At 59.8% G+C, this 11718-nt stretch carries 10 protein-coding genes; 1 reads left to right on the plus strand and 9 read right to left on the minus strand.

The genetic code is table 11. The annotated features are described in order from the left end of the window. Nucleotides 1–113 precede the first annotated feature (113 nt). The 5 genes from QM615_RS15465 to QM615_RS15485 all read right to left on the minus strand — a co-directional run bounded on the left by QM615_RS15465 (nucleotide 114) and on the right by QM615_RS15485 (nucleotide 6683). Nucleotides 114–542, minus strand: coding sequence for a hypothetical protein (locus QM615_RS15465; protein ID WP_283347626.1), 429 nt, complete (start codon nucleotides 540–542; stop codon nucleotides 114–116). Between the two features lie 352 nt (nucleotides 543–894). Next, on the minus strand, nucleotides 895–1116 hold the full coding sequence (locus QM615_RS15470) for a hypothetical protein (protein ID WP_283347627.1): 222 nt from the start codon (nucleotides 1114–1116) through the stop codon (nucleotides 895–897). Further along, nucleotides 1113–1814 carry a hypothetical protein gene (locus QM615_RS15475; RefSeq protein ID WP_283347628.1) on the minus strand — a complete coding sequence of 234 codons (702 nt, stop codon included), beginning with the start codon at nucleotides 1812–1814 and terminating at the stop codon, nucleotides 1113–1115. Before QM615_RS15475 ends, QM615_RS15470 begins: the two co-directional genes overlap by 4 nt. Nucleotides 1815–2055: 241 nt before the next feature. Beyond that, nucleotides 2056–5970 (minus strand): FtsK/SpoIIIE domain-containing protein, encoded by a 3915-nt coding sequence (locus QM615_RS15480; protein ID WP_502941882.1) that lies wholly within the window; start codon nucleotides 5968–5970, stop codon nucleotides 2056–2058. Nucleotides 5971–6260: 290 nt separating this feature from the next. After that, nucleotides 6261–6683, minus strand: coding sequence for a hypothetical protein (locus QM615_RS15485; RefSeq protein WP_283347630.1), 423 nt, complete (start codon nucleotides 6681–6683; stop codon nucleotides 6261–6263). Nucleotides 6684–7653: 970 nt separating this feature from the next. Here QM615_RS15485 and QM615_RS15490 point away from each other — a divergent pair. Next, nucleotides 7654–8019 carry a DUF6188 family protein gene (locus QM615_RS15490; RefSeq protein WP_283347631.1) on the plus strand — a complete coding sequence of 122 codons (366 nt, stop codon included), beginning with the start codon at nucleotides 7654–7656 and terminating at the stop codon, nucleotides 8017–8019. 82 nt (nucleotides 8020–8101) lie between these two features. Here the strand turns inward: QM615_RS15490 and QM615_RS15495 are convergent, their stop codons facing one another. The 4 genes from QM615_RS15495 to QM615_RS15510 form a co-directional block, all read right to left on the minus strand. Next, nucleotides 8102–8923 carry an ABC transporter permease gene (locus tag QM615_RS15495; protein ID WP_283347632.1) on the minus strand — a complete coding sequence of 274 codons (822 nt, stop codon included), beginning with the start codon at nucleotides 8921–8923 and terminating at the stop codon, nucleotides 8102–8104. Continuing rightward, a complete protein-coding gene (locus QM615_RS15500; RefSeq protein WP_283347633.1) occupies nucleotides 8923–9747 on the minus strand; it encodes an ABC transporter permease in 825 nt (274 codons plus the stop codon). The genes QM615_RS15495 and QM615_RS15500 overlap by 1 nt, the downstream gene beginning before the upstream one ends. Further along, on the minus strand, nucleotides 9744–10508 hold the full coding sequence (locus QM615_RS15505; protein ID WP_502941884.1) for an ABC transporter ATP-binding protein: 765 nt from the start codon (nucleotides 10506–10508) through the stop codon (nucleotides 9744–9746). The genes QM615_RS15500 and QM615_RS15505 overlap by 4 nt, the downstream gene beginning before the upstream one ends. Nucleotides 10509–10584: 76 nt before the next feature. Further along, complete coding sequence (locus QM615_RS15510; protein ID WP_283347635.1) at nucleotides 10585–11574, minus strand: ABC transporter substrate-binding protein; 990 nt, start codon at nucleotides 11572–11574, stop codon at nucleotides 10585–10587. Between the last annotated feature and the right edge of the window lie 144 nt (nucleotides 11575–11718).

The raw sequence follows: 11718 nt of genomic DNA on the forward strand, positions 1-11718 counted from the left end.
GCGAGAATCAGGACCCCTGAATGCCAAGCTGAAGGTCATGCGCGTACAGGTGGCCAGTGCCGGCAAGATAGCGGGAATGACGCCAACCGTCCAAAAATTTCAGAGGCGAACCGCTAGGCGTCAGCACCGAACTCGGCGTAGATTGCGTGCCCGGTGTACGCGACGACTCCAGCGATCGGTGGCAACCACCACAGAAGTGGGTTGAACATCATGCCGGCACCTCTGTCGAGCTGGCTCCAGGGCACGTTGAAAAGGAAGATAATCAAACCGAACAGAAAGCCACCCACGAACCAAGACCACTTCGATTTGCCGAGAACGAAGTCAGCTACGACAGTGATCGCGTATGCAACGATCAGCGAAATGAGCGTTGCTGCGTAAAGTCCGTCCGGAAGGTACGTCTGACCGTATTCATGCTTGCTCTCTGTTGGACCTTCGAAGAGCCATATGAAAAGCCACAGCATGAAGCAGGTAATGAGACCGAGAGCTCCAAGGCCGACTGCTCTTGAAGTTAGATCCGTGACGCGAACCTGCGAAGAAGACACGTTGGGTCTGCCCTTCGTCTAGTGGGTAATCGGATTCGGGCGAAAATGGAATTTTGGCTAACGGCTTAGGTATTGGTCGAGTTCGCGTGCTTTGCGCTCTAGGTGCGACTTCAGTAGCTCAGCGTTCTTGTCGAACGATTGGAGAGTCTGCAGTGTCGACTCCAGTTCGCGCTCGAACTTGTCCTTGGCGGCATCCTTCCACTGTGCGGACCTCAAAGACCCTCGCGTCCGCGAGATCGCAGCTTGAATATCTTTCTGAGTTCTGTCGATATCGGATCGAAGCTTTCGCAACGATGCGGGATCAGCGTTGACACCAGCCATGTTGTGCCTTTCGTTTTGAGTGAGTTCAAATTCAGGATCGCTCGAGCGAGTCCATGATGTCGTGAATCTGTTCCCCGAACTCGACGAGCGCCGCTTCATAGCGTCGATCGGCCGCTTCCAGAACATCCAATTTTCCGGTCTTGACGCGGTCGTGGACGACATCGTTCCACAATGACGCGGCAGCTGCCTGGGCTGCCCGACGATGAGAGACATTACGCGCGTGCAGGTCACTGCTCCGGTGGAGTCGGTTCACGGGTTGATCACAAATCCAGGAATGTGCTGCAGGTTCAGATGTGACGCAACCCAGACTCTGTGACGGCCGTTGGCAACGTCTATGCGGCCGTTGTCTGCAATCGAGAATCGAGGGCATTCGTCTTGACCGAAGAAACCACTGAACGTGGCTGAGTAGCTCCGATTCCCGACCCTGCCTTCTCTCGAATCGCGGTCCGCGAAGTATTCCGCGGTCTTTCCGAGCGCGAGAGCTGGAAGAACGACGTTATTCAATGCGGTGAATGCCCATTCGAGATCCCCGGGTGGGCTGTCCATCTTGAAGCTCTCGGGTCCGGTGATGCTGTCGTCGGGCACTATGCGACTCAGCGGAATCAAGCCATAGCCATCCGGAACCCCGGCTGGGTAGATGACCGCAGTGTCACCGGCGGGCGTCGAGCCGGCTTGGTCACCGATCGCACTGCCAGCGCCCGAGGCTCCGTCGCCCTTACCTGCGAGGCCGTAGGAACTTTGAGACGCGCCGGTCCGACCGAGAGTGAGGGAGAAGCGTTCGTAGATTTCCAGGTCTTGGGCGATCTGAGTCAGCTTCGATCGCGCCTCATCGTGGCATGCAGAGATCGTCGATCGGTATGTGTGCGTCGATTGGGAGAACGCCTCCTGTGCCCGTGAAAACCTGCGCATTGCGTTCTGTGCGGATTCGAGACTATCGACGGCTGAGGCCAAGGTACGGGCCTCAACGGTGCAATCTGGAACCGCATCGTCGAGGTTTCGTGCTGTGCAGTTGCGGTAGTCCTGCTCGGCTTGCCGGACGTGTCCGCGCCGTCGGTCGACGATTGTAGCGATCTCGGCTGCTACTCGACTCGCGGTCGCCGATGCCGAAGCGCACGTTTCGTGCGCCGTCCGTGAATGACTTTGGAGGTCGACTGCGAGTCTCACAACGGCTTGAGGATCGACCCGCGCGCCCCTAGACACTCTCAGACGCTCCCGCTCGAGATGCAAGCGCGATGAGCCACTGCGGATCTTGCACCGCGAAACGACGAGCCCGAATTTGATCGCCGGTATCGAAATCATCGTATAGGTATTGCGAGCTCGCTAACTCAGCTGCATCGGAAGTATCGGCAAGCTGGCGGGAGTCGGATTCACTCATGGGGCCGAGTAGCTTGTGCGAGAATTCTCGTCCCGCACTGATGTCGAATCGGCGGAGAAAAGACGCGTAGCGGTCGGTCCAGGTGATTACGTGTATGCCAACCTCCGGGCCGTCCTTAATCAGTTTCGTCAGTAACTCGCTGGGAGTGGGCTCGTCGTTTCCGTAGGGTGAGTCTGGAGTCAGGTCGCGCGCCCGCTGAACACCGGCGAGCATGAGCACACGGGATGTCGCGTGGAAGTCGTCCAGCGCGACGCGTTCGTCTATCAGATCCGACAGTTCTTTCAGAAGGTTAGGCATCTGACGTCCGCGAGTGAGCTTCGCGCCGTGGTCGGTGAACGCCTTGAATGTGTCTACCCATTTCTCTGAAAGAGCCGCGAAGTCGACAATGTCGACGTCGATACCCGATGCCAGCAGTGATGCAGCGAGTAGCGCCAGGGTTTCTTCTCCTTCTGGATTCACTATCAGTAGATTTCCACCGGCCGCGCGCGCAATGGTCATGGAAACGGGTTGGGAAAGGCTCATGGGTGCACCAACAGGTAGTTCGAGTGCGCCGATGCGCGACGAAGCCTGGAAGAGTTGGTAATCGAAGTCCTCCACATGTGCCTCTGCGTTACCCTCGAAGACAACAGGTCGGCGGGTGTACCCGCGAGAATGAGCGAGGTCTCGCATGGTGTGGACGGCGCGCTCTCGGGCTTCGCCGGACCAGTATGCGCACTGAAAACGGTTGTTCGCGTCGCGTATTCCAGCCTTGGTGTTGATGATTCCCTCACCAGGTTTACTAAGAAGCTGTGCGTCCACGTTGTTGTCGGCGAGCAAGAGTTCGGAGTCTTTGGCCGAACTCGCCAAGACAAGACGGGAACGAATTTGATCTAATGCAACGCGAATCTTCTGAGCACTACCTGACACCGATTGCGATGCAAGTAGTGCATGAACGCCGAACGCGCGACCTTGGCGGATTACCCGTTCTATGAGCGCTGCGGCAACTCGAGATGTTTCGTCGTCACCTTCGAGCATCATATGGAACTCATCGATTACCAGCACTATTCGGGGGAGGAGAATTCCCGTGTTTCTCCGGTAGGTGTCGAGATTCACTTCGCCCCCGCCCACCTTCTTGAATGCTCGGCCACGCGTTTCTATCTCGTTGTCCAAGCTCTGTAGAACGCTGATGCCAAATTCACGGTTGGTTTCGATGGCGACAACGCGTGCATGGGGTAGTTCTCCCGCAGCGTAGGGCTTGAACTCCACACCCTCTTTAAAATCGATCAGATAGAACTCGAGTTCCTCAGGAGGATATTGCATAGCCCAGCCGAGAATCAGCGAGTGCAAAAGAACAGACTTTCCAGAGCCAGTGCGGCCACCCACCAGCGCGGCGGGATAGTCACCGGAGTTCAGCTGTAACGAGGCCACATTCGCTGCACCCATGCGTCCGAATCGGGTCACTACGTTGATCGAACTCTCTCCGGTCCACCATGTCGCAGGTGAATCGGGATCTGCGATGGTCTCGCTCGCACGGATACCTTTCGCCGCCGCCCGTCGTGCTTCGGATTGAGCAAGAACGAAGACTTTTGCGGGGTCTACGCGGACGTCTGCTGCGGCCGCCAATTGCCGCTCGATGTGGGCCAGCAAGTCACTTCTCTGCGCGGCGGTTGGGGAGGCGTATGCGGAGAGTATCCAGTGTGTCGCGGTAGCCGCGACGGGGTTGTCTTTGGGCAACGAGGTCGGCAATCGCAACGAAGCGGTGGTCGTCGTATCCTCGATCGAAGTCATGGCAGACCCCAGTGCCGCCAGCTCGGATGGCTTGCTTGGTGCTTGCGCAAGAATGATCACCCCGGCTCGTCGACCGACATCGGCGAGCCGTTTGAGCCGTGTCAGGGCCTCTTCGTCTTTGGTTCGACCGTCCTTTGAGAATGCTTTCGGATGGTCGAACAGGAGGACGAGACGGTAAGGCTCCGCGACCTCACCGGCTTCTCGGTTGTAACTCGTGAGCGTTTCGTGGCTACCTTGAAGGTATTTCTGGGTGACGAATGCGACGTGGGCCTCTAGTTCGACCAGCAGTTCGGCAACGTTGTGGCTGCCCCATACCTTGTCACCGTAGATTTTCGGTCCTGCGTCGCCCAAGCCGTACAGGAAGTTCATGGAAGCGCCGAGTTTTACTGGGTCGACGCCGTCGATCTTCACGCGTCCAGCAGGCAGTAACGCGAGCATCTCGATTGCGACATTCTCGAGAACGACTGCACTGTCGGTTACGAACCCACCGGACTTGTCCAAATCCAGGATCAGTGGAATTGAGTGCTCCTCGGGCTTCAGCGATACCGTTCCCTTCGCCTCGAGGCTGGTCTCGACTGGGTGCCCAGGGCTATAGGTCAGTCCGTAGTCGAAACCAGAGCAACCCACGTGACCGACCGGAAATTTTAGTTCGGCAACACCGGTCCGGATATCTGACGCGGCGACTTTGGACAACCAGACCGGTCCGAGCGTTGAGTGTGGCTTCGGCAGTCGCACAGGGAGGGTCTTTTGCCAGTGTGCGATTGACTGTGTAGCTGCAGACTTCGCTTTACTGGAAAACGAGGTAAAAGCAGTCCTGTAGACCTCGGCAACCGTTCGGTCGAACTCGGACTGCAGACTGTCGAGCGAACCGGTGTAGCTGAGCATCAACTTGTTCGTAGCACCGACCAAGTCGCCAAACTGTTGAAGCCGCTGCGACTTGAGCAGCGGCGTTCCCGACGCACGAATTTTAGTGGTCAGTGCGTCCGCTGATCGCACCCAGGTGTGGTGCGGAATGGCGGCTTCGTAACTGTTTGCGGGTGGGATGGTGGACCAATCATTGAGCAACTTCGACCCGTACTTGGTGCGGATCGCCCCGCGTAGGTCGTTCATGCTTTTGGCCAAACGCGACCGGTCCGTGTTGTGGGTCGCGCGAAGGGCGTCAACGCTGCTCTGAACCTCGGTGCGGGGGAACGTTGCTGCCATCTTCGTTACGGTGTTCTCGAGCGACGAAGACAGGTCTCGAGTGCGCACTGCGCTCACGGTGTCGTCGGCCCAGCGCTTGGCTCGTTCCTCGAGGAACGGTTGTCCATGTTCGACGACGACCTTCCGGGGCGTCCGCTCGACCGGTGGCACAGCAGTAGATTTGGATGAGGTCGTCGCTGCTCGGTGTGCGGAGCTGACGGGCGCGGGCCTGGTCGATGTAGCCACTACGTTGTTTGCTACGGGCAGCGGCGGTGGTTCTGAGGCTCCGATGGAGACTGCAGTACCCGGGGCTTCGTCGACCGTGACACCGAAGTCGCGAACCAATCCGGCAAGACCGTCTGCGTATCCCTGACCGACCGCTCTCACTTTCCACGCGTCGCCGCGTCGATACAGTTCCACCCCGATGACGGCGGTCTCCGCATTGCTTGGGCGGTCCGAAAATGAGTAGCGCTCTGTCGTTCCGGTGCCGCCGAATTGGAGCTCGAAGGCCGGAACCGGCTTTTCATCGGATGTGACAATGATGTGCAACTTTGACACGTCGTGCTCAGCGGCACTGAGGTCGAAGACCAAACCCTGGGAGGTGACGGTTGCGACCCCACTGAAATGTTTGGGCGCATTGTAAAAAACCAAGTCTCGGTCGGACCTGACTTTCCCACTCTCGTCAGCAACTACTGCAATCAGGTCTAGGGAATGGGCCGACGATGCAGTGACCGTTATCGACGAACCGGAAAGGGGCGCGTTCTGGCCCTTGGTGAGTTTCATGCGTGCCCCTCGCCGAAGTATCGCTGGTCGAGGCTCCGGACCACCGATCGTGGGTCGCGGGTCTCTGCCGCAGCAGCTGACTGTTTCGTGGCGCGGTGCATGGCACTCGATCCGCATACAATCCTCAGGTACCGACCGTCCTACGCATATCCTTCGAATGGATGAATCTCGGGTCTTACTGCGCAGCCGGGTCGGATGAACGACGCTCCTGCGCGATGGTGATCGATACCGAGGCCTGTGTCGAGGGACATGAGCGCGCGTGTGTGGGCCGCTCTAATTTCTGCTTGCAGTCACACCGTTGTTGTACGAGCGACCTCAAGCGCGGCAGCTGCGTCAAATGCTTTGCGCCGTTTGAGTAGGAACTGCGCCGTGTGAACGACTTCGATGGCTCCCAAGGTCGCGACCCACTGGGACAGCCAGATTTGGAGAACAACCTCGCCGTTCTCCTCCTCGATAGCAAACGACATGACCGGCCGGCCCTTCCTTCCGCCGCGTAGCATTCCAAGGCGTTGATTGATGTGGCCCTCGCCGTCTACTCGAACCCAGCCTTTGAAGACTCCCGCCTCGGCCAACGCCTGTTCGATGTCCCTCGGTGTGACTCCGCGGAAGGATGAACGTATCTGCCGCCTTGAGATGCCCGTCAGGATCCAAGCGCTGATGAAGTACGCAATTGCAAATATCAAGAATCCCCACACAAACTCCATTGGGTTCACTGCCTTTCGCTCGGTTCAAAGATCCCTCGACGATGGAATCATTGTCGAAAGTGAAACCTTGCAACAGTCATTCGTTTGTTCTAATACTCAGTTTCGCCGCAGGAGTGTAGGTCGATTGAACGATTTCCGGCTACGCGGGTGCGTGCAATATTCGTCTTGCAATTCGGTTTGCAACGTCGAGAGGGATGTAATGAGTGAGTGCAAGAAATGCTTCCGACCGATTCACGACTGCAGTTCGTGCAACGGAGGACGTGCGAGCGGCTTGGCGGGGAAGCTCACCTGCAGCAAGTGCAACAGCACCGGGTTTCAGTGCAACGAGCATGGCGGGTTCTGGAAGTAGGGGGTCGATTGAACCGTCGGATACCCTCGTGCCCAGCTGGTCCCACGCCCGAAGTGGGAAGTGCTGAACAGGGGACGAACCCGACCATCACCGGTGCTGCGCAAAGCGAGTCCGGTCGCGATTCGGTCGATCGCGGACCTGAGGCCTCCAATCAACCAGTCGACAGATCTGTGACCGTCGTGAGCCACGTTCAGCAGCTAGGCGGGCCGCGCTTCAAGCCGACGGGGAAGGTACCAACAAGAACGCGATATGTGGAAAGAAATTGACTGGCGGTCGGCGGTTCAGGTCCTGCTCGCTCACATGACTCCGGGCAACTTCAGGACGTATCAAGGATCTGGGAAGGCGGACGAAGCCTGCCCCGGTGATACCGCCCCCGCATGTTCCAACTGGGTGGGTACGTTCTCCCGCAAGGAATGGCAAAGGCGAGATGTGGCAGAAAACGTAACCCTCCGGAAATTCCGATTCGATGCGGATCATGGATCCGACTGCGAGGTACCCGAACGGGTATGTTCGCTACTACAACGAACGCGGTCAGCCCATCAAGCTGGACGGTAAGCCGGGGCCCAGCCCTGAGACCCATTTTCCCATCGAGCCGAACGCTCATTTTCAGTCCCGAGAGGGTGTTAGCACGTGGACATTCCTCTGGTAGGTCAAGTGATCGCGTCTCTGGAGTTCGGGTTCTCCCTCGCGCTGCGAACGAATCACGACTACGAACTGCGCATCGAATCGACTTTTAGGCTCGATGAGCCTGGGTCCGATGGGTTCCAAGGTGCGCCCGACGCAGCGTTGTCCGAAAACACCGCTGTCAGGCGTCTCGAGGGCAGACAGGTCGTACGCGCGCACGCTTCCTACGACGGCGACCTGCGGATCGAGTTTGCCGACCACACAAGTCTGGTAGTTCCTTTCGACCCCGATTTCGAGGCCTGGACCGTGGCGGCACCCCAAGGCTTCAAGGCAGTCAGTGTGGCAGGCGGCGGGCTCACAGTCTGGGACTGAAGGGAGCGGGACCGGCAAGGACAGTCTCGAAGCCATAGCCGGCCGGCCGAGCGGATGACGAACCTACCTGGACTTGATCGGATCACCGACCGCCGTACTTTGAGGTGATGCGGGTTTCCAACCACTGCAGCGCAATTGTGGGCGGCAACGCCATCACGAGTATCAACACAACCGTGCCCATGATGTTCTCCATGCGCACCAGGCTGACATTGCGGAGGAGTTCGTATCCGATGCCACTGGACGACGAGAACATTTCGGCGAGAAGCAGTCCCAGGAACGCCAAGCCGAAGGTCATCCGCATACCCGTTGCGAGCGCCGGGAGCACCGCGGGAATGACGATCTGACGGATCAACCTGGGCCAGCTCACCTGCAGTGATGCCGCCATCTTGAGATGGATTCTCTGGACCGATGCCGTGGCCTCGACCGCCACGAGGAACATCGGGATGAAGGCGGCGTAGAAAGAGAATCCGAACCGGCTCAGTGCGCCGATGCCGAGGAACGACAGGAAGATCGGGTACAGCACGATCTTCGGGATGCTGTTGATCGAGTAAACGATCGGGGCGATGGTCCGGGTCCAGAACGGACTCAAGCCCAGCGTCAGCCCCAGCAGTGAACCGACGACGGTACTTGCCAAAAACGCGAGTACCAGGATGCGTAGTGAGTCGTAGACGTTGGCTCGGAAGTCGGCGGTACCGAGGTCCGCAGCAAGCGAACTCATGGCCTCGGCGGGGGTCGGGAAAATGAGACTGTCCACGAGAACGGCCGCGACCCACCAGATCAACACCGCGACGACGGCTACGACGACGGGAGGCAGGAACCGTCGGGCGTTGGTGCGGCTAGCGGACGAGGCGGCTTTCGGGGGAGTGGTCGGGGCGGTGGCTACTCTGTCCAAGGTGCTGCTCATCAGCGGCGCCTCCAATCGAATCGGTTGAGCGCGAGCGAGATCAGCGAGGTCGAGAGCAGAGCGATCAGCGCCACGATGAGGATCCCGGCGTACATGTCGGCGATGTCGAACCCGTCGTAGGCGATGGAGATGAAGTGGCCGAGCCCTTGCGTCGACAGGATGAACTCACTGGCCAACACTGAGATGACGGCGTACGAGAGCCCGAGCTTGAGCCCGGTCACGATGCTCGGCAGCGCATACGGCAGAAGCACGGATCGGAAGTACTGCCACCGCGTCAACATCAGCGTTGTGCCGAGCTTGGTGACGATTGGCGACACCGCGTTGAAGCCGGTGCGTGCGTTCAACGCGACCACACCGAAGGCGAAGATGGTGGACAGGATGGCGATCGGGGCGACTCCAGCGCCGAAGAGCACCACCATGATGGGGTAGAGCGCGAACGTAGGGACGGCGTAGTAGACGTTGAGGTACGGCTGAAACGCTCTGTCCCACAGTTCATATCGCCATAGCACGTACGCAGCGGCGACACCGAGCACGGAGCTGAGCACGAACGCCAGAACGATGATGCCGAGCGTCCGGCCCAACTCGTCGACGAGGAAGTCCGGGTCGGTCAGCAGGCTCAGCGACGTCGAGATCATGTCTGTCACCGGAACGATGTCGAGCGGTGAGGCGAAGAACCGTGCCGAGATGTCGATGGCCACCAGTGCCGCGACGAGAATGAGTACGGTCCATCCCCATGCAGGGAGACCGAGTTGGGTGGAGGGGGCCGGCCGGATGTAGCCGGGGACCACGGAGGCGCGGTTGCTCTCGCGCGTCGGCGCACTCATGGTTCGATGCTCATCGTCTTCTTGGCCTCGTCGCGCAGACTCGACCAAATACGTTCGTGCAGAGCAGTAGCCGCCGGGCTTGCGAGAACGTCCTCGGAGCGCGGACGAGGCAGGTCGATGTCCATCTCGTCGATGAATCGACCGGGCCGCGCGCTCATCACCAGCACGCGATCGGACAGCAGAACCGCTTCCTGAATGCTGTGGGTGATGAACAGGACTCCACACGTGAGCTTCTCGACGATTTTGAGCAGCTCGTAGGACATCACCAGTCGCGTCTGCTCGTCGAGAGCTCCGAACGGCTCGTCCGCCAGGATGAAGTCGGGCTCCATGGACAGGCAGCGCGCGATCGCCACCCGCTGACGCATACCGCCGGATAGCTGGGTGGGGTAATGGTCACCGAACTTGCTCAGCCCCACTGTGTTCAGCAGCTCGTCGGCGCGGGCCCGACGTTCCTTCTTGCCGACACCTCGGACTTCGAGGGCGAACGCGACGTTGTCGCGGACGGTCCGCCAAGGCAGCGTCGCCGATTCCTGGAAGATGACCGCAGTCTTGGATCGAGGGCCGGTGAGCGGTTGCCCGTCGACGTGCACGGTGCCGCCGTCGTGATCCTGGAGGCCGGCGAACACCTCGAGCAGAGTGGACTTGCCGCAGCCACTGGGCCCGACAACGGAGACGAATTCTCCTCGGCCGATGGACAAGTCGATCTCGTGGAGGGCGGTCACATCACCGAAGTGCCGCGACACCGACGAGGCGACGGCAATGGCGGAGGTGGTGTCGGGGCGGGGTCGAGTCGCTGCGTGAGTCACGTCGCTACCTTCTGGTGGTGGGAAATTGCTGTCAGGAGTCGCAGTCACCGGGCAAGTCGTCTGTGACTCCCTCGGCAAGAAAATCCGGGTCGAACAGGGTGCAGAAATTGGGTACGCGATCGCTCCCGGACGCTTCGACGCCGTCCTGGGCGGATTCGACCGACGCGGTGTCGAAGCCGCCGCCCCAGGTGTCGACCGAGGATGCACGCTCGACCACCGCGGTCGCTGACTCCACATCGAAGCCGGTGTAGTCCGCGTAGATCTGCGCGGCCGCAACAGGATCGGCCTTGATGGACGCGACCGCCTCGGTGTAACCGGCATTGATGGCGCGCACGACGCCGGGGTTGCTCGCGGCGTAATCCTTGGTCGTGGTGATCGTCGACTGCAGGAACCGCGACATGTAGTCGGGGCTGCTGACGATCAGCTTGAAATCCTCCGGCCGCTGTTCGGCGACAATGGAGGGGACGAGGGCGATATCGACGTTGCCTGCTTCGAGAAGTGCAAACCCCTCGCCGATTCCGCCGGAGGCAACCCGCTCGATCCGGCTCGGGTCTACGCCGGCAACGGAGGGAAGCAGACGCGTCAGAGCATCGGACGCCGAGTTGGGCCGGGTGTAGGCCCACCGGCGGACGTCCTCGATGGAGTTGATGTCGGGGTTGGAGGCGAGCGCGTAGAAGTTCATCGGGTACGGCCCCTGCGTTCCGCCGCCGACGATGCGCAGTTCGGAACCGGCCGCGTCCGCCTGCACGATCGACGGGTAGCTGACCTCACCGATGGGGATGTTGCCGTCGAGCAGCGTGCGCATGGTCGCGCTGCCGCCCTTGCCCGGCACGATGTTCTCCACGATCACACCGTGCTTCTCGAACAGTCCCTGCTTCTGCGCGACAAGCCAAGGGATGCTGTAGATTTCGGCCGCTGCCGAGACGGTGACGTCGATCGTGACCGGGTTGGCCGGGTCCGCGTCGGGACCGGGATCGGATCCACAGGCCACCAATGCGGTGGACAGCGTCAGTGCTGCCATGATGGACGTCGCTCGACGTAAGTGCATCTGCGTCCTCGCTGGATGATCGGCGTGACGGTGCCGAAGTGGGAGTGTCGGCTGTCGCATGCCCGCCCGTAGTGAGACGTACGTAACAGCTGCCTTCCACCTAAACATAAGATGTTT

Source organism: Rhodococcus sp. IEGM 1341 (genome assembly GCF_030056895.1).
GTDB lineage: Bacteria > Actinomycetota > Actinomycetes > Mycobacteriales > Mycobacteriaceae > Rhodococcoides.